The sequence below is a fragment of the Vibrio sp. THAF190c genome (assembly GCF_009363355.1).
In the GTDB taxonomy this organism is placed as follows: Bacteria; Pseudomonadota; Gammaproteobacteria; order Enterobacterales; family Vibrionaceae; genus Vibrio; species Vibrio fortis_A.
The window spans coordinates 2,990,891-3,009,790 of record NZ_CP045338.1 but is presented as its reverse complement, the minus strand read 5'-3'; the positions used below and the strand labels follow the sequence as shown (position 1 = coordinate 3,009,790).

Annotated in this window: 13 protein-coding genes; all 13 read left to right on the top strand. The window is 44.8% G+C overall.

The features are described from left to right. Positions 1 to 105 precede the first annotated feature (105 nt). The 13 genes from aroK (at position 106) to FIV04_RS13585 (ending at position 18,855) form a co-directional block, all read left to right on the top strand. Complete coding sequence (gene aroK, locus FIV04_RS13645; RefSeq protein ID WP_032550005.1) at positions 106 to 624, top strand: shikimate kinase AroK; 519 nt, start codon at positions 106 to 108, stop codon at positions 622 to 624. 25 nt (positions 625 to 649) lie between these two features. Continuing rightward, complete coding sequence (aroB, locus tag FIV04_RS13640) at positions 650 to 1,738, top strand: 3-dehydroquinate synthase (RefSeq protein WP_032550007.1); 1,089 nt, start codon at positions 650 to 652, stop codon at positions 1,736 to 1,738. Between the two features lie 82 nt (positions 1,739 to 1,820). Continuing rightward, the gene (locus FIV04_RS13635; RefSeq protein ID WP_152469381.1) at positions 1,821 to 3,362 is read left to right on the top strand and encodes an SPOR domain-containing protein; all 1,542 of its coding nucleotides are present in this window, start codon (positions 1,821 to 1,823) and stop codon (positions 3,360 to 3,362) included. A 69-nt stretch (positions 3,363 to 3,431) separates the two neighbouring features. Further along, positions 3,432 to 4,271, top strand: a complete 840-nt coding sequence (locus FIV04_RS13630; RefSeq protein WP_152469380.1) for a Dam family site-specific DNA-(adenine-N6)-methyltransferase — start codon at positions 3,432 to 3,434, stop codon at positions 4,269 to 4,271. A gap of 210 nt (positions 4,272 to 4,481) precedes the next feature. Further along, on the top strand, positions 4,482 to 5,156 hold the full coding sequence (gene rpe / locus FIV04_RS13625; protein WP_032550011.1) for a ribulose-phosphate 3-epimerase: 675 nt from the start codon (positions 4,482 to 4,484) through the stop codon (positions 5,154 to 5,156). A gap of 118 nt (positions 5,157 to 5,274) precedes the next feature. Beyond that, on the top strand, positions 5,275 to 5,961 hold the full coding sequence (locus FIV04_RS13620; RefSeq protein WP_150893257.1) for a phosphoglycolate phosphatase: 687 nt from the start codon (positions 5,275 to 5,277) through the stop codon (positions 5,959 to 5,961). A gap of 175 nt (positions 5,962 to 6,136) precedes the next feature. Further along, on the top strand, positions 6,137 to 7,153 hold the full coding sequence (gene trpS / locus FIV04_RS13615; protein WP_032550015.1) for a tryptophan--tRNA ligase: 1,017 nt from the start codon (positions 6,137 to 6,139) through the stop codon (positions 7,151 to 7,153). 590 nt (positions 7,154 to 7,743) lie between these two features. Next, positions 7,744 to 8,844 (top strand): porin, encoded by a 1,101-nt coding sequence (locus FIV04_RS13610; RefSeq protein WP_152469379.1) that lies wholly within the window; start codon positions 7,744 to 7,746, stop codon positions 8,842 to 8,844. Positions 8,845 to 8,865: 21 nt separating this feature from the next. Then, positions 8,866 to 12,105 (top strand): ExeM/NucH family extracellular endonuclease, encoded by a 3,240-nt coding sequence (locus FIV04_RS13605; protein WP_152469378.1) that lies wholly within the window; start codon positions 8,866 to 8,868, stop codon positions 12,103 to 12,105. Positions 12,106 to 12,218: 113 nt separating this feature from the next. Further along, positions 12,219 to 15,605, top strand: a complete 3,387-nt coding sequence (locus FIV04_RS13600; RefSeq protein ID WP_152469377.1) for an ExeM/NucH family extracellular endonuclease — start codon at positions 12,219 to 12,221, stop codon at positions 15,603 to 15,605. A 47-nt stretch (positions 15,606 to 15,652) separates the two neighbouring features. Next, entirely contained in the window at positions 15,653 to 16,537 is an 885-nt protein-coding gene (locus FIV04_RS13595; protein WP_152469376.1) for an endonuclease I family protein, read from the top strand. A gap of 147 nt (positions 16,538 to 16,684) precedes the next feature. Then, entirely contained in the window at positions 16,685 to 17,263 is a 579-nt protein-coding gene (locus FIV04_RS13590; protein ID WP_152469375.1) for an aminodeoxychorismate/anthranilate synthase component II, read from the top strand. A gap of 380 nt (positions 17,264 to 17,643) precedes the next feature. Beyond that, entirely contained in the window at positions 17,644 to 18,855 is a 1,212-nt protein-coding gene (locus tag FIV04_RS13585) for an aspartate aminotransferase family protein (protein WP_032550023.1), read from the top strand. Positions 18,856 to 18,900: the final 45 nt, after the last annotated feature.

The following is an 18,900-nucleotide window of genomic DNA, read 5'->3' as shown; positions in this document are numbered from 1 at the left end:
AATTATCTGTGAGGAATCGGTGCCACGGGCCTTTTAATTTCAGTATTACTACTGACCTACCTTGTGGCGATGTCATTGAATTAACGTTGTAAATTACTGCTAAACATGGCTGAGAAACGCAATATTTTTCTTGTTGGCCCAATGGGCGCCGGCAAAAGTACAATTGGTAGACACCTAGCTTCCCAACTGCACATGGAGTTTCTAGACTCTGATACTGTGATCGAAGAGCGCACTGGCGCAGACATCGCTTGGGTATTTGATGTAGAAGGTGAAGAAGGTTTCCGTAAACGCGAAGAATCTGTAATCAACGATCTGACAGAAGAGCAAGGTATTGTTCTTGCGACAGGCGGTGGTTCAGTAATGAGCAAAGAAAATCGCAACCGTCTATCTGCACGAGGTATTGTTGTTTACCTTGAAACAACAATTGAAAAGCAACTTGCGCGCACAAACCGCGACAAGAAGCGCCCTCTACTTCAAACAGATAACCCGCGTGATGTGCTAGAAGATCTAGCAATGACTCGCAACGCACTGTACGAAGAAGTGGCGGACTACACAGTTCGTACTGACGATCAAAGTGCAAAAGTGGTAGCCAACCAGATCGTAAAAATGCTAGAAGAACGTTAAGTTCAATTTTTTCGGAGAGCAAACCATGGAACGGATTACGGTCAATCTAGCTGAGCGTAGCTACCCAATCTCTATCGGCGCCGGGTTATTTGAAGACCCGGCGTACCTTTCTTTTTTATCTGGCAAACAAAAAGTCGTTGTGATCAGTAATGTCACAGTTGCGCCTTTGTATGCGGATAAAATCTTATCGCTTTTAAGTGATGTTGGCTGTCAAGCATCTCTGCTAGAGCTGCCTGATGGCGAGCAATACAAGACGCTTGAAACCTTTAACACCGTAATGAGCTACATGCTTGAAGGAAATTACAGCCGCGATGTGGTCGTGATTGCTTTAGGTGGCGGTGTGATTGGTGACCTTGTCGGCTTTGCGGCGGCTTGTTACCAGCGCGGTATTGATTTCGTTCAGATTCCAACAACTCTGCTTTCACAGGTTGACTCGTCGGTAGGTGGTAAAACTGCGGTTAACCACCCTATGGGTAAAAACATGATCGGTGCTTTCTATCAACCGAAGTCAGTGATCATTGATACCAACTGTTTATCGACTCTACCTGAGCGCGAGTTTGCAGCGGGTATTGCTGAAGTGATCAAGTACGGCATCATTTATGATGAAGCCTTCTTTAGTTGGCTTGAAGAGAATCTTGATAAGCTGTATCAACTCGACGAGCAGGCACTAACTACGGCGATTGCTCGTTGTTGTGCGATTAAAGCTGAAGTTGTGGCGCAAGATGAGAAAGAGTCAGGAATCCGTGCGTTATTGAACCTAGGTCATACATTTGGTCATGCGATTGAAGCAGAACTAGGCTATGGTAATTGGCTACACGGCGAAGCGGTTTCATCCGGCACGGTTATGGCTGCGAAAACAGCACAGCTGCAGGGCTTGATTACCGAGCAGCAACTTGAGCGCATTATCTCTATACTCAAGAGTGCGAAGTTACCGATTCATACTCCAGAAAGCATGTCTTTTGAAGACTTCATGAAGCACATGATGCGCGATAAAAAAGTGCTCTCTGGTCAGCTCCGCCTCGTTCTACCAACCAGCATTGGTACAGCTGATGTGGTTGCCGATGTACCTCAGGACATCATCAAACAAGCGATTGATTTCTGTCGTACGCTTTAAGCAAGAAGTAACGTTACTCTGAGCTATTGTGGCTCAGAGTGACAATCTCGATGTTTGGTTGATTTGTCAGTAGGGAAGCCTAATGAGTTTGGCTCATGAATTAAGAGTATTGGAGTTAGAGTCTCAGGTTGAGCTGCTAGAGCGGTTACAACTACTCACCAATTTTGGTTCAAACTTAGTAACTGTAGCGGGTAAGCCCGGTTCAGGAAAAACATGGTTAGCGCAACGCTACCTTGAAGCTTGGGCGACTGATAAAAATCAATGCCTACTGTTTTGTCATCCCAATCAAGACGACCAACAACACCGTGCGCTCATTCTGAGCCAAATCGTTTCCGATCCTCTTTTTAATCAACATGACTCCCTAAGCGATAGCCTAACGCGAATCCTTGATGGTGATTCGTGCGATGTGGTGATCGTGGTTGATAATGCCCATCGATTATCGGAAGTGTTGGTGTCGGAGCTGTGGTTGTTGGTACTCGAAGCGCAAAATAACCCTCAATGGACGATTAATGTTGTTCTGTTTTCAGAAGCGGGACATTTAGATTCATTCTTAACTCGATTGAGTTACGGGCAAGAGCATAAGCCCATTGACCTTGAAATTGAGCCTCTATCGGAGCAAGAGGCACTGCAGTTTTTTGAGTCGTTGGTGGTCCGTTATGTGGAAGACGATATGGAAAATCGGGTACGAAGCGCATTTAGGAAAGCTGCGCCTCTGCCGGGTGAGTTAATGGCTCTAGGAGAGTTAAAAGTGGAAAAAAGGATTATTATTCGCTCAATTATTGGCTCACCAACTAACATCGCAATTATGGTGGCTTTGTTATTGGTTGTGATTGGTGGCGGCTACTGGTGGATGCTTAGTCAGCCAACCCCCGACGATAAAGCAGAATCTCTGATTGCCCCAATTGAGCAGACCGCGATTCCTACCTTTGAAACCAAAGAGAGTCAGAGTGACGAAAATTTGGAAGACGTGACTGCGCCTGAATCTGATGGTGGTGATAGCTATGTCGGTGCAGAAGATGATACCTCCTCTCTACCACCTGTTGTGGTTGAAGAGACAGTAAGCGTAGGAGCAGAGCAAGATACTCAGCAACGTGTGGTTATTACTTCTGATGTTGTCGATGCGCTTCTGGAAGGCAAACCAGAGACGGTCGATACCCAGAATATTGACGATGCTATTGAGGCAAACAGCTCTCCAAGTACTGAAGTTACGGCCCCATCACAAGCGGCGCTTGAAGCTTCCAGTGATGATGAAGGTGCTGCTCTTGAACAAGCAGAGCTGGCAGCCCAAGAGGCAGCCCAAGCTCCAGTGAAAACTATCACCTTCTCGTTTGCCAGAGATGAACTCAAAGCCTTGTCGCCACGTGCCTATACTTTACAGCTTGGTGCGATGACAGAGCTTGAAGATGTTCAATCTTTCATTGAGCAGTACGACATTGCTGATGACGTTCGTATCTACCCAACAGTACGTAATGATATCGAGTGGTTCATTGTCACTTACCAAGATTACCCAACCATTCAAGTGGCTCGAGATGCGGTAGAATCGCTACCAAAAGAGTTACAAGCACTGGAACCTTGGGCAAAATCGATGAATCAAGTACATCGAGAGATAGAACGTGCGAAATAACGCTGAGCTTCGCCTCAAAATATGTTACATTCCGCAGCCTTATTTTTGAGTTGATAGATAGAGCAGTAAATGAAAAAGCAGCGTGCCTTTCTAAAATGGGCTGGTGGTAAATATGGCCTAGTAGAAGATATCCAACGCCACTTGCCGCCTGCTCGTAAATTGGTGGAGCCATTTGTTGGTGCCGGTTCAGTGTTTCTGAACACGGATTATGACCAATACTTACTGGCTGACATCAATCCTGATCTGATCAACCTATATAATCTCCTCAAGACCGATCCTGAGACCTATATTACGGAAGCAAAACGCTGGTTTTGTCCTGAAAACAACCGTAAAGAAGCGTACTTAGATATCCGTGCACAGTTCAACGATACGGATAACGTGATGTACCGTTCGTTGGCATTTTTATACATGAACCGTTTTGGTTTTAATGGCTTATGTCGTTATAACAAAAAAGGTGGCTTTAACGTGCCGTTCGGTTCTTATAAGAAGCCTTACTTCCCTGAAGCTGAGCTAGAGTTCTTTGCTGAGAAAGCCAAGAAAGCGACGTTTGTTTGCGAAGGTTATAGCGAAACCTTTAGCCGCGCTCGTAAAGGGTGTGTAGTGTATTGCGATCCTCCTTATGCACCGCTTTCTACTACTGCTAATTTTACCTCTTACGCAGGTAATGGTTTTTCACTGGATGACCAAGCTGCACTCGCTGACATCGCTGAGAAAACAGCAATGGAGCGTGGCATTCCTGTGTTGATCTCTAACCACGACACCACACTGACACGTCGTTTGTATCACGGTGCAGACCTTAACGTTGTGAAAGTGAAACGTACTATCAGTCGTAACGGGGCAGGCCGCAGTAAAGTCGATGAGCTACTGGCGCTGTTTTATGCAGAGAAGAACCAACAAGCTTCTGAATAGCGACGGTTTAGTGAGCCAATCAGCTAATTACGTTGCTAGAACCGTTGACTTGGCACTTTGATAAACAATTCCCTTGAACTGCTAGGATCTCTTTCATCGCTTAGGTAGAATTGCGCACCAGATAGTCTTGGGGTTGAGCCTTGTATTTGTGTATGAGATGCCACCAAGGCGGTGATATTCGCATTTTTACTCACTCTTAAGAGGTCTGGTATGAAAGATTTTCTAATCGCTCCATCTATTTTGTCTGCAGATTTTGCTCGTCTTGGTGAAGACGTAGAACGCGTTCTTGCAGCGGGTGCTGACGTTGTGCACTTTGATGTGATGGATAACCACTACGTACCAAACCTGACTTTTGGTGCGCCTATCTGTAAAGCGCTTCGTGATTACGGTATTACAGCACCGATCGACGTTCACCTAATGGTTAAGCCAGTTGATAACATCGTGCCTGATTTTGCTAAAGCGGGTGCGTCGATGATCACGTTCCACGTTGAAGCTTCTGAACACATTGACCGCACGCTGCAGCTTATTAAAGAGCACGGCTGTAAAGCGGGTGTAGTACTAAACCCAGCAACGCCGCTTTCTTGCCTAGATTACATCATGGACAAGGTTGACTTGATTCTACTGATGTCAGTAAACCCAGGCTTTGGTGGCCAATCTTTCATTCCTCACACTTTAGATAAGTTGCGCGCTGTTCGTAAGATGATCGATGAATCAGGCCGTGACATTCGTCTTGAGATTGATGGTGGTGTAAAAGTGGATAACATTCGCGAAATTGCAGAAGCGGGTGCAGACATGTTTGTGGCAGGTTCTGCAATTTTCAACCAGCCAGATTACAAAGAAGTCATTGATGAGATGCGTGCAGAGCTTGCAAAAGTTAACGCATAAAAGTAGAACTAGGGTCTGTTGACCTAAACTAAAGAATTTAGATAAAGGGGCTGATTGGCCCCTTTTTTACGTCTTATTGCTCAACTCATAAGGCGAATACAAAAAATAGGAAAGTAAGATGTCATTAAGCTCAATAAAACTGATTGCCTTTGATTTGGATGGAACCTTGTTGGACAGCGTGCCAGATCTTGCTGTTGCAGCGGACCAAGCGTGTCAGGCGATGGGATTTTCTGCGGTAAGTGAAGAGGAAGTGCGTGATTACGTAGGTAACGGCGCAGATGTTCTTATCGGACGTTCCCTGAGTCGCAGTCTCACGGTCGACCCTCAGCTAGATCCTGAGTTACTAAAGAAAGCTCGTGTGATGTTTGATGACTTTTATGAGCAAGGTGGTCATAAGCTAAGCCACTTGTATCCATCAGTAAAAGAGACACTGGCTGAACTGCATAAAGCGGGCTTCACTATGGCATTGGTAACTAACAAGCCATCGAAGTTTGTGCCAGATGTGCTAGCGCAACACGGTATCGATAAGTACTTTGTAGATGTGCTGGGTGGCGACTCATTCCCTGAAAAGAAACCTAACCCAGTAGCGCTGAACTGGCTGTTAGAGAAGCACAATGTAAAAGCGGACGAAATGCTGATGGTCGGTGACTCAAGCAATGACATTAAAGCGGCGAAGAATGCGGGTTGTCACTCGTTTGGTCTGACTTACGGTTATAACCATGGTGAGCCAATTTCAGCATCAAAACCTGACTACGTGGCAGATAGCGTTGCTCAATTACTAGATGTCGTTCTAGTTTCAGCATAATGCGGACAAAAGTTAGCTAACCTACTAGTAAAATACTTGTCAATGAGTACACTGGATGAGCCGTACAGAAAGAGCTGTGCGGCTTTTCTATATTTAAGTTAAGAAGCTAGTCTGTAAGACGCAACGTTAAACGAGTTGAGTTCAAAACTAGCGAACAAGCAAAGGAATTAAAACCATGAGCAAGCCCATCGTATTGAGTGGTGTTCAACCATCAGGTGAACTAAGTATCGGTAACTACTTGGGTGCTCTACGTCAATGGCAACAGATGCAAGATGACTACGATTGCCAATACTGTGTTGTAGACCTTCACGCGGTTACGGTTCGTCAAGATCCTAAAGCTCTGCATGAAGCGACTCTAGACGCACTAGCTATCTGTCTTGCTGTCGGTGTTGATCCAAAGAAGAGCACGCTATTTGTTCAGTCACACGTACCAGAGCATGCTCAACTTGGTTGGCTTCTTAACTGTTACACGCAGATGGGTGAACTGAGCCGTATGACTCAATTCAAAGACAAGTCTGCGCGTCACTCGAACGACGTAAACGTAGGTCTGTTTGATTACCCAGTGCTGATGGCAGCAGATATTCTGCTCTATGGTGCTCACCAAGTACCAGTAGGCAGCGACCAGAAGCAGCACCTGGAGCTAGCGCGTGATATCGCGACTCGCTTCAATAACATCTACTCTCCTGAACAGCCAATCTTCGAAGTGCCAGAACCGTACATTCCAACCGTGAACGCACGTGTAATGAGCCTACAAGATGCAACGAAGAAGATGTCTAAGTCGGACGACAACCGTAAGAACGTGATTACGCTTCTGGAAGAGCCTAAGTCGATCATCAAGAAGATCAACAAAGCGCAAACCGATGCGGAGATGCCACCACGCATTGCTCATGATTGGGAAAACAAAGCGGGTATCTCGAACCTGATGGGTCTGTACTCTGCAGCAACGGGTAAAACGTTTGAAGAGATTGAAGCGCAATACCAAGGCGTAGAGATGTACGGCCCATTTAAGAAAGACGTTGGCGCAGCAATCGTTGAGATGCTAGAGCCAATCCAAGCTGAATACCGCCGCATTCGTGAAGATCGTGCCTACATGGACGCAGTAATGAAAGCGGGCGCAGAAAAAGCTTCAGAACGCGCAGCAGTAACCCTGAAGAAGGCTTACGAAGCCGTAGGTTTTGTAACTCGCCCATAGTTTTCAACCGCTAAATTCATTGCTAAAGCCTCTGTCTAGTACAGAGGCTTTTTTTTGTTTCTACTGATTTAGATTTATAAAAACCTCACATTCACTACCTATATATATTGCGGCGATAATTAATAGATATATTTGTAAGCGTGTGTAATCAAAATCACCTTAATTGTTATATTGTACCAATTTTCTAAACTGTAAAATTAATCCTTATTAATAGTTCATTTAACACTAACTTAATTAACTTTCTGAGATGTAGAGCAATATTTTGAATATTTAGATGAAATGCTCTATTACACATTACCCATTCTGTTGGATTTATAATCAACGCCGTAGTATCAGCGACATAAATGTGAAATAAACCTCATTTATGGTGTTTATCGCTTTATCTAATTACATAAAAGTAAGAGATTACACAGGTTTAATATAACTAGGTAAGCTTGGCTACATTCAGAATCACCCTTGTGAATCTGTGCTTTTTTACGCGTAAATTTCAATCGAAACCATATTAATAAAATAAATGGTTGGAATTTCTGCGCGCTAATTGGCTTTGGAACGATATTCCATTACGAGTGTTGAATTTAAGGAAATAAGTGATGTTAAAAAGAAATGCAGTGGCGCTAGCTATTTCTTCTTTGTTTATGGCATCGGCTGTAAATGCCGTAACTATTTATGAAGATGAGAATGGTGACTTCGTAAAACTCTATGGTGAGGTCGGCGTTGGTGGTCATATTGGCGCTAACTACGAATACGGTGAGTTTTACGCAGACCAAACTTTCATTGATGACTCATTCGCAACCATGGGTGTGAAAGGTAAACAAGACAAGATGCACTATCGCTTAGAGCTGGACTATGAGCGTGAGAACTGGGAATACGGTTCAGGTGATATGGTTCTGGCGATCGATAAGGTCTTTATTGGATATGACCTGTACAAGAGCAAGAATCAAAAACACTACGTAGAGGTAGGTCTAACCGATACTGCATTTGATGATTACGACAAGTGGGGTGACTTCACTTTTGATACCACGGTTGAAACGGGTGAAGCTGGTGACCAAGACATGACCGCAAAGTATGAAGGTAAGTACTTCGGCGCAATCAAAGTTGGCGCTTCGTACACCAACCGCGCTGAATCATCTTCTGGCTCTGAGCTTGGTGAAATCGTGAATGGCTACATTGGTTACTTTGGCGATCGCTTCTCTGTCGTAGCTGGTGCGGAAGGCCGCGGTGGCTCTGATGGTAAATCGAAGTATGGCGAGCAGCGTCTACTAGGTGCGGGCGCGCGCCTTGCCGTGACGGAAACTTTCCACCTTGGTGTTAATGCGTTCTTCGAAGAAGAAGATATTGCACAGTCAAGAACACTGGTTTCAGTTGATCCCGTTACTGGTGAGAAAACATACGTAAACAATGATTTTCAAACTCTAGAGAACAAAGGTTACCTGGCTTCAGCGAAGTACCAGTTTACTGATAATTGGGAGTTCACTGCTTCATACAACTACGAAGAGTATGAGCAATGGGCGATTGACAATCGCAATGAGCAAGCAGCAAGTGGCAACGACAAGCACAGCTGGGGTGATGAGCGCGTATGGGGCACATTGGGTGTCAACTACCGTCCAACACGTTCTAGTGTGATTGCACTTGAGTGGAACACTGGTGAAGCAGCTCAAGACGCTTACGCTTACGCTCGCGTTTACTTCTAATTAAATCAGAGAGATATCGAAATGAATAAAAAAATGACTCTACTTGCTGGTGCGATTAGTAGTGTGCTTAGCGGCATGGCACTGGCAGACATCAATGATGTAATTATCACAGAATACGTGGAATCGAGTGTAGATACCTATGCAATTAACAGTGCTATTGAAATTACTAACTTCGGCACCTCAGATTTTACTTTTACAGATCATGCTCTGTATTACAGCAAGTATAACAATAAGGTTTTAAAACCTGATGACAGCACTCCAGTATTAGAAAATGTGACGATTCCTGCCGGTAAGTCGATCATCGTTGTTGCTGACAATGCAACGAAAGATCTAAAAGATGCGGTAGCAGCGAATGACGCAACAATTGTTTTTTCTGGTAGTCACAACGACCAAAATGGCGGTACAGCAATTGGCCATGACGCATTGAATTTCAATGGTGACGATGCAGTATGGATTGGTGCAGCGTCTGATCATACAAACGTGCATGACATTATTGGCATCAATAGTTCTTGGGGGAAAGAAGTTACTTTGCGCCGTACTAATGATGCTAAGTCTCCAGATTCTAGTTACGAAACGCTACATTGGGTGAATAAGGGGACGGATGTTTATACTGATTTAGGTCTCCCAACACTAGAAACCCCACCGCCACCACCGACACCGCCTGTAGATGTTACGATTTCAGAAGTTCAAGGTAATGGAATGTTTTCTCCTTTGATTGAAGAGGAGTATGGCAGTGATCTGAAGGATAACAAAGTATACGAGACAACGAAGAATTTTAAAGTGACTGCTCGTGTGGCGTATGTCCTAACAAGTGCTAACCAAGGAATATCGAAAGGTTTCTTCTTGTTCGATGATGATGAAGATCCAATGACATCCAATGGCTTATTTGTAAATTCTGAAAAAGCAACTAGCTCGATGCTTGGTCAAGAGATTACGGTTGTTGGTAAAGTGCGTGAGGAGTCAGGTCAAACTCAATTTGCTCTTGAAAAAGATGGTGAATGGAATGTGGTCAACAGCACTCCTGTTTTGACTCCTGCAGTTGAACTCAAGCGTCTTAAGAGTGACGGTGCTTCATTCGCTAAAACGCTAGAACGCTATGAAGGCATGTTAGTGAAGCTTGTTGAAGATATGGACGATACTAAAACAGGCAATCAAGACATGCGCGTAACACGTGCATTTGCGTTCGACTTTGAGCTTTATCATAAAGAACAATATCGTAACAACATCGCACTTGCTTATGAGGAACCCAACTTCCACCCAAACCAAAAGTATATTGCAGGTAGCTTTGAGTCCCTGGCAAAAATTCAACAAAACAAAGATGCCACTTTGTTTTTAGATAGTGCGACTGCGCCAAGTAACGGTAAGATCCCTTACTACCCACAATTCAACGACGACCCAAATAAATATCCGATCCGTATTAACGATGGCATCAAAAATGTAGAAGGTGTGCTTACCTACAGCTTTAGCGAATATCGTTTGGTACCAAAAGCTGACTTTGTCATGAAAGATACAGACATTACCGCTAATACCCCTCGTACTGTGGCTAATACTGATAAGAGATCGCCGGACTACATGCTTCACAACATTGATGTTGAAGATTCTTATGGTGACCACGGTTTTACAATTAAAGTCGCGACACAAAACGTATTGAATTACTTCAACTCACCATATGGCGGTTCAAGCAATTCATTTGGTGATAATCGTGGTGCAAAATCGCAAGAAGAGTTTGAGCGTCAAGAAGCCAAGATTGTTGAAGCAATCTTTAGCTTAAATGCTGATGTACTTGGCTTGATGGAAGTCGAGAACAATGGTTTTGGTGACTTTGGTGCAATCAAGCAATTGCTGGCCAAAGTGAACGCTAAGTATGACGAAGAAGATTACAACAAACGTCATTACTCGACATCACAACACAACCGTTATGTGTTTGTAGGCTTCGATAAGAACGGTGACACAGTCCTAGATGAGCAAGACACCATTGGTACTGATGTAATCACAACGGGTGTTATTTACCGTCCGTCTAAGGTGTCTTTAGTATCAGGTAAAGTGATTCCAATGCCTGAACAGCACGCACCAATGATTGTCGATGCATCGGGCGCACCAATTGTTGACGACACGGGTGCGATTCGTGAAAGTGGAGATAACTACCAACGTAATACTGTAGCGGCAACGTTTAACGTTTTGAGCACAGGTAAGCAACTGACTGTTGCGATCAACCACCTTAAGTCGAAAGGCTCAACTTGTTATGAAGATTGGGTTGGCTGGGAAACTTGGGAAGGTTTTGACCCAGTAAATGATGATGTCCGCAATGATGATTACCAAGGTTCTTGTGAGAACTTCCGTTCTGCGGCAGCGTACCACCTAGGTACTGAAATGGCTAAGATTGGTGGCGATCAAGTTGTACTGGGTGATATGAACTCTTATGCGTTTGAGGATCCAATGTTGATTCTAACGGACAACCCGACAAATAAAGAGATTTATGCGTCAAGTTACACCTCTGTAGACGGCAAAGTGTTTGAGTTAGATGGCCAACGAATCACTAAAACGTTTGGCTACTTAAATGCCCTAAACCTGAAAACACCAGCAGGAAAAACGGCATGGAGCTACTCGTACAACACCGAAATTGGCTCTCTTGATCACTTACTGATCACCCCTTCTCTTGAAAAGCGTTTAGTGGATGCTGTGGATTGGCATATTAATGCGCCAGAATCATCTCTATATGATTACAGCAACTATAAGAAAGCGTCAGATGAAGTGAGCAATCCGTTCTATGAACAGTCGCCATTCCGCTCTTCAGACCACGATCCTGCGATGGTAACGCTTGGTTACACCTATGGTGAAGCGGGTGAAACATCGGTGAAGATCGCAATTAAGAGTGGTCGCGCTGATATCGGCTTCCCTGTTTCAAAAGAAGCTAAATCTGGTGACATCGCGGAAATTGCTATCTCTCCTCGCCCTGCAAATGTAGGTCTACCTAAGGTCACATTGAGTAAAGATGGTGAACAGACTGTTATGTTTGATGTCGCAGGTCTTGAGACCGGCGAGTACACCTTTACGATGACTTTGAAGCGTGACGCAGCAAGTCAAGCTAGTTCTACATCGCAAGTGGTCGAGTCGAAATCAATGACTACGGATATCGTTAAACGAGATTCAAGCAATGTATCGCCAGTGACACCTGAATACGATGGTTCGGGTGGTAGCTTTGGCTTCGGTGCTCTGTTGTCACTGATTGGCTTTGGTTTCCTACGCCGCCGTCGTCAGTAATTGATAAAAGGGTTAGTAATTTTTACTAACCCTTTCTTTTGAGTAGAGCTGAGGAAACACAGAGTTACCTTGGCTGATATGGATATAAATTTGTTTACCTTTGAGGTTCAAACATGAAAAAAAGTTTAATAGCGATTGCTGTTGGTGCTGTGATCGCACCTATTGCAAATGCAAATATTATTATCTCTGAGATCACTGAAGGTTCAGGGAGTAACAAAGCAATTGAAATCGCCAATGTCGGTTCTTCTTCTGCTACTTTGGATGGGTATACGGTCGATCTTGCCCCGAATGGTGGTGACTGGAATAACAGTCAATCTTTGGATGGCGTGACGCTGGCTTCTGGGCAAACTTATGTCATTGTTAACGCAAGCGCTGCTGATGAATTAAAAGGTAAAGGTGACGTTGAGTCTACAGTTACTTACTTCAATGGTAATGATGCTGTCGCTGTTCGAAACAATGGCACTGTCGTTGATATCGTCGGTGCTGGCGACGGTCAAGATTTTAATAAAGACGTTACACTACGCAGAACAAACATGTCTCCAAGCACAACTTATGATGCAGATAAGTTTAAAATTGTAGATATGAATGATTGGAGTGATTTTGGCAAGGTTGAGTTGGGTGGCGGTGAAGTTGTTATTACAGAATATGTAGAAGGTAGCTCAAACAACAAGGCAATCGAACTCTATAACAATGGTTCTGAAGATATCGACCTAACGGGCTATAAATTAGTTCGTTATAAGGATGGTGACGAGACTCCATTGGATATGGTGATCCTTGACGGACAAACATTACCTTCGAAGTCGGTACTGGTTGTCCTACATGACTCAGCAACTATCACTCTAGATGATGGCATAAGCTCTATTACCGGTGGCTTATATCATAATGGTGGCGATGCTGTCGGTCTCTTCAACGGTGATACACTTGTCGATGTAGTAGGCGCGGTCCCGACAGCGAGTGGTTGGGGTAAAGATGTTACATTGCAAAGAAATGGCACATCACCGTCTGTGACTTACAATGAATCAGACTGGACAGAGCTAGTCAAAGATACGTTTGACGGCCTAGGTAAAGTCAATGGTTCAGTTGACCCAGACCCTGATCCAGATCCGGACCCAGATCCGGACCCAGATCCATCACCAGATACACTGATCAGCCAGCTTCAAGGTGACTCTTGGGCTTCTCCATACACAGACCCTGCTAATGGTAAATTCATCTCTGATGAAACCTTTACCGTTGAAGGCGTGATCACCGCGATTCAGAGCGAAGCGCTTGATGGTGATGTTGCTGTTGGTTTCTACATGCAAGATGAAACGCCAGATAGCGATCCGAAAACCTCTGACGGTATCTTTGTTGTCGGTGATGTAACTGGTTTAAGTGTGGGTGATAAGGTTCAGGTAACTGGCCCGGTTCAAGAAAACTATGGTTGGACTCAGATCCCTGCAACAGCCATTAAAGCTGTCGGCACTGGTTCAGTATCGGCTGTGAACCTTGAGCAAATTGCTTCAGACTCGGAGTTCGATTTCACCTTAGAGCGTCATGAAGGCATGCTGGTTAACCTGACTTCAACCGTTGATATGCGCGTTTCACGCAGCTACAGCTTGGACGAAGGACCTAAGCGTTACAACTTAGTTCTTAGCCAAGGAAAAGCAAATGTTCACCCGAACCAAGCGAACTTCCCGGGTACTGACGAAGCTGCAAAAGCAGCGGACTGTAACGATGATGCACGCTTAGTCGTTGAGTCATTTAAGAAAGATACTGTTGGCGCACCAGCGTGGTACCCAGATTTTGCTAAAACAGATATTGATCAAAATGGCTCGACAGAAGATTTCATTCGTGTAGGTGATCGTGCAAGTAACCTTCAAGGTGTGCTTGGGTACTCTTACTCAGACTACCGCTTCTACGTAACAGAAGATGCGAACAACGATACTTTCATCGCACGTGGTAACAACCGTGACTTAGCACCTAAAGTTGACGAGGGTGATGTTCGTATCGCAACATTTAATGCCCAAGAGTACTTCAATAGCTTGCAGGGTGGCGGTGAGAGCAATGACTTCTTAGCGTTCGATGCTACACCCGGTGCGCAAGATTCAACTCAGTTTGATCACCAAACAGCGAAGCTTGTTGCAGCGTTAACCGCGCTTGATGCGGACATCGTTGGCTTGATGGAAGTGGAAAACAACGGCTTTGGAGACAGCTCTGCGATTTCTTACCTAGTGACTCAGCTTAATGCTGACCTTCCAGAGACTAAGCAGTACAACATTGCTAGCAGTGAAGGACTAACAACGGTAGGTGAGCTAGCGACAGCGAACTTTGTTATTTTCCGTCCGAGCACAGTAGGTTTAGATTCGCTACAAGTGATTCCAATGCCGAAACAAGAAGCTGAAAATGGTGAGTTTACGACTCAACATGCAGCTGTTGTCCCTGTCTTCTCGTTTAAAGATCGTGAAGATAAGCTTGTGGTTGCGGTTAACCACTTTGCGGATAAAGACCAAGTTTGTCTAGAAGATACATCGGATGACGATCGCCAAGGCGGTTGTGAGAATCTACGTGTGTCTGCGGCGGATTATCTAGGCCAGAAACTGGCTGAAATGGAAGGCGAAAAAGTCATCCTTGGTAGCCTAAATGCCTTCAATAACGAAGATGCAATCACCGTACTGACTGATCGTTCAGGCGCACCTGAAAACTACGAGATCAAGACGGCTGAAAAAACCTTCATCGGTGATGAATCTCTACACGAAGAAGGTGTGGTTGTTGCTGATAGCTACGGTTTTGAGAACGTAATGGAAATTGTAGATCCAAATAGCTACAACGTCGTTCAAGGAGATGAGAATGGTAGCCTCGACTATATTCTGACTTCTGCAGGTCTTAAGTCGAAAGTTGTTGGTGCAACCCATTGGAATATTAACGCCGGTGAATCTCAAACACTGGATGCTAAGCACGAATTGGGTCAAGCCTACTCTGACTCTTTCCGCGCTGCAGGGCATGATCCAGTAGTACTATCGATTGCCTTTGCGGGTAAACCAATTGACCCAGTTGATCCAGTGTTCCCGGATCCTGATCAGCCAGTACAACCGGGTACGCCAGTAGAGCTTCCCGATGAGCCAATCAATGAGCCTCGCCCTGAGTCTCCGATTGGTGGCGGTACCTTTAAACACTTTGTTGATCTGACTAAGTACTCAGACTCTGCTTACTTGAAAGTGGGTGATGAAGTATCCGTAAGCTTCAACAACGCAACTCAAGCGTTTGTGGCAACTTCTTCAAATGTTCAGAAAGACGTTCTTGATCAGTTCGAAATTGCGCTGGGTTGGACGGAAGTGCCTATCTCAGGTTTAGAGGTTGGTGACTACACAGTAACAACAGCTGTTGAAGGTAAAGTGATTGAAACGCAGCAAGTGTCTATTACTCAAATGAGTGACTCTGGCAGCGATGGTGGTTCATTTGGCCTAGGCGGTCTATTGAGCTTATTGGGACTTGGCTTCCTACGTCGTCGTTTTAACAAATAACCTCATTGCATTAAGGAGTAGGGGCTTCGTCGCCCCTGATTAAAAGTATGAAAAAGACACTACTGACTTTACTTATCCCATGTGCATTCAGTGTTAATGCGGCATATGAACAAGCACATGATCCACATGTTGTCGGCATGCTACCTAAGGTAACTTGTCAAACAACGATTGTTGAACCACCAGTTCCACCGGGTGAAGTGCACAACCCTGATGGCTACTACGACAGCGCATTGAACAAAACAGGTGATGAGCTGAAAGAAGCTCTGAACAACATTATCTCGACGGGTATTACACAGCTCTCTTATGGTGATGTATGGGATGCTCTTGCTACGACTGATGAAGACCCAGACAACAGCAGTAACGTTATTCTGATGTATACCGGTCGCTCACAGTTGAAAACATTTACCAGCAGCGGTAACAACGATGGTGATGCTTGGAACCGTGAGCACAGTTACCCTAAATCGAATGGTGAGTTCAATGATAGCCGTGCTGCGGCATACACCGACATTCACCACCTTCGCCCAACAGATGCGTCTATTAACTCTGAGCGCGGCAACCTAGAATTTGACAATGGTGGTTCGCCAACTTCAGAATCTCCTGAAGCGGGTAACTTAAAAGACGGCGATTCATTTGAGCCTCGTGATGAGGTGAAGGGTGATGTTGCTCGTATGATGTTCTACATGGCAACGCGCTATGAAGGCAAAGATACCAGCGATGTCTCTAACCCAGACCTTGAGCTTGTGCCAAGCGTAATCAATAACGGCACTGCTTTAGGTAATGTTTGTGTACTTCTGGAATGGAATGAGCAAGACCCAGTTGATCACTTTGAATTCAACCGCAACAGCAAAATTCAAAAGATTCAGGGTAACCGTAACCCATTCGTAGATAACCCTCATTGGGTTGATACTATCTTCGAGAAAGATTGTAAGTAATCTAAGAAAAACGATATGAGGCGCCTAGTGCGCCTCTTCTTTATGGGGCTCGTTTAAATAGTAAATAAGTAGAAAGACTTGCCTTTCTAATCTCTTACTGCACAATACACATCCTATTGTTCTCTTCAATACGGTTACGATTTACGTATGTTACTTATCATCGACAACTACGACTCTTTTACCTACAACCTGTACCAATACTTTTGTGAGTTGGGTGCAGAGGTCAAGGTTGTGCGTAATGATGAGATTGATGTCGCCGGTATTGAAGCGCTCCAACCCAGTCACCTAGTTATTTCTCCAGGGCCATGTACACCTGATGATGCGGGTATTTCGCTTGCTGCGATCGAATACTTCGCGGGTAAGCTGCCTATCTTAGGTGTGTGTCTCGGTCACCAAGCTATCGCTCAAGTATTCGGTGGTGAGGTGGTGAGAGCCAGGCAGGTAATGCATGGAAAAACCTCGCCAATTCGTCATACTGGCAAGAGCGTTTTTCAAGGGCTGAACAATCCGCTAACAGTCACACGCTACCACTCCTTGGTCGTGAAGAACGGTACTCTGCCGGACTGTTTTGAACTGACGTCTTGGACTGAGTTTGAAGATGGCCGTATGGACGAAATCATGGGCTATCAACATAAGACTTTGCCGATCGACGCAGTACAATTTCACCCTGAATCGATTAAAACAGAGCAAGGGCACCAACTGCTTGCTAATTTTCTAGCACGCTGAGTGTTTGAATCCTTCTGACACCGATCACTTTTTATAACATTTATAGATGTGAATAATGCTTTTTCTACCTATGCAAAGTTATTCGCGTTATTTCCTCTCGAACCCCTCTCAGGGCCTGTTTTACCTGCATTTCTCCTTTCCTAAAGCACGTATAAGCAAAAAAAGCTTCATAAAATAGATACCTTGATGCATAAATAGTCATAGGTAGTAACGTTCGCCTGGCTGTTTAGCATGGCGAAAGAATAATCTACTATTGAAAAGGTTAATTAAATGTAAATATAATGCTGCAGCAGGATGATGGCGAGACAAAATACCTTTGTCTCGGATATGAACCATTACGCTTATTTTGCGAAGCTTGCAGTATCGAGAAGGAATGTGTGATGACAGTGGAAAATAAAGTGGAACGTAGTCTATTTGATGAGGTCATGGTGCCTTGTTACAACCCTATGGAAATGATCCCAGTAAAAGGGGAAGGGGCACGCGTTTGGGATCAGCAGGGTCGTGAGTATATCGACTTCGCTGGTGGTATTGCGGTGAGCTGTTTGGGTCACTGTCACCCAGCGATGGTTGACGCTGTGACTGAACAAGCGAATAAGCTGTGGCACCTAAGTAACGTAATGACTAATGAGCCAGCACTGCGCCTAGCTAAAAAGCTAACAGACGTATGTTTTGCAGAGAAAGTATTCTTCGCAAACTCAGGTGCAGAAGCGAACGAAGCGGCACTGAAGCTAGCTCGTCGTTGGGCTGCAGACGTTCATGGTCCAGAAAAATCTGAGATCATTGCATTTAAACAAGGTTTCCACGGTCGTACATTCTTTACGGTTACTGTTGGTGGTCAAGCTGCATACTCAGATGGCTTTGGTCCTAAACCTGGTGATGTAACTCACCTTCCATACAACGATATCGAAGCACTAGAAGCACATATCTCTGATCGCACTTGTGCCATCATGATGGAGCCTCTGCAAGGTGAAGGCGGCATCATTTCTCCAACATCAGAGTTTGTGAACACGGTGCGTGAACTGTGTGATAAGCACAATGCACTGCTGATTTTCGATGAAGTACAAACTGGTAACGGCCGTACGGGTAACTTCTACGCTTACCAAGGCTTAGGTGTGACTCCGGATATCTTGAGCACTGCAAAATCACTTGGTGGTGGTTTCCCAATCGGTGCAATGCTAACAACTAACGAGCTAGCACCACACCTGAAAGTGGGTACTCATGGCTCAACTTACGGTGGTAACCCACTGGCATGTGCGGTTGCAGAAGCGGTTGTTGATGTTGTTAGCCAACCGGAAACTCTAGAGGGCGTGAAGGTGCGTGAAGCGCTATTCCGTGATGGTCTAGAGAAGATTAATGAAAAATATCAAATCTTTAGTGAAGTTCGTGGTAAAGGTCTGCTATTAGGTGCTGCCCTGAATGACGAATGGCAAGGCCGTGCGCGCGACGTATTAGTTGCTGCGGGTAAAGAAGGTCTGATGGTGTTGGTTGCGGGTGCAAACGTTGTTCGTTTCACACCATCACTTGTGATCACTAAAGAAGAAATTGAAGAGGGCTTAGCAAAACTAGATAAAGCAATTGCTTCGCTAGTATAAGCCTCAAGCGGCGTCATAGAAATGATCGCCACAAGAGCGATCTCA

What these genes read in the sequence shown, in the direction of transcription:
- FIV04_RS13600 (WP_152469377.1), top strand. Translation starts at nt 12,219, where the DNA reads ATGAAAAAAAGTTTAATAGCGATTGCTGTTGGTGCTGTGATCGCACCT.
- FIV04_RS13595 (WP_152469376.1), top strand. Translation starts at nt 15,653, where the DNA reads ATGAAAAAGACACTACTGACTTTACTTATCCCATGTGCATTCAGTGTT.
- aroB (WP_032550007.1), top strand. Translation starts at nt 650, where the DNA reads ATGGAACGGATTACGGTCAATCTAGCTGAGCGTAGCTACCCAATCTCT.
- aroK (WP_032550005.1), top strand. Translation starts at nt 106, where the DNA reads ATGGCTGAGAAACGCAATATTTTTCTTGTTGGCCCAATGGGCGCCGGC.
- FIV04_RS13610 (WP_152469379.1), top strand. Translation starts at nt 7,744, where the DNA reads ATGTTAAAAAGAAATGCAGTGGCGCTAGCTATTTCTTCTTTGTTTATG.
- rpe (WP_032550011.1), top strand. Translation starts at nt 4,482, where the DNA reads ATGAAAGATTTTCTAATCGCTCCATCTATTTTGTCTGCAGATTTTGCT.
- trpS (WP_032550015.1), top strand. Translation starts at nt 6,137, where the DNA reads ATGAGCAAGCCCATCGTATTGAGTGGTGTTCAACCATCAGGTGAACTA.
- FIV04_RS13590 (WP_152469375.1), top strand. Translation starts at nt 16,685, where the DNA reads ATGTTACTTATCATCGACAACTACGACTCTTTTACCTACAACCTGTAC.
- FIV04_RS13585 (WP_032550023.1), top strand. Translation starts at nt 17,644, where the DNA reads ATGACAGTGGAAAATAAAGTGGAACGTAGTCTATTTGATGAGGTCATG.
- FIV04_RS13635 (WP_152469381.1), top strand. Translation starts at nt 1,821, where the DNA reads ATGAGTTTGGCTCATGAATTAAGAGTATTGGAGTTAGAGTCTCAGGTT.
- FIV04_RS13620 (WP_150893257.1), top strand. Translation starts at nt 5,275, where the DNA reads ATGTCATTAAGCTCAATAAAACTGATTGCCTTTGATTTGGATGGAACC.
- FIV04_RS13605 (WP_152469378.1), top strand. Translation starts at nt 8,866, where the DNA reads ATGAATAAAAAAATGACTCTACTTGCTGGTGCGATTAGTAGTGTGCTT.
- FIV04_RS13630 (WP_152469380.1), top strand. Translation starts at nt 3,432, where the DNA reads ATGAAAAAGCAGCGTGCCTTTCTAAAATGGGCTGGTGGTAAATATGGC.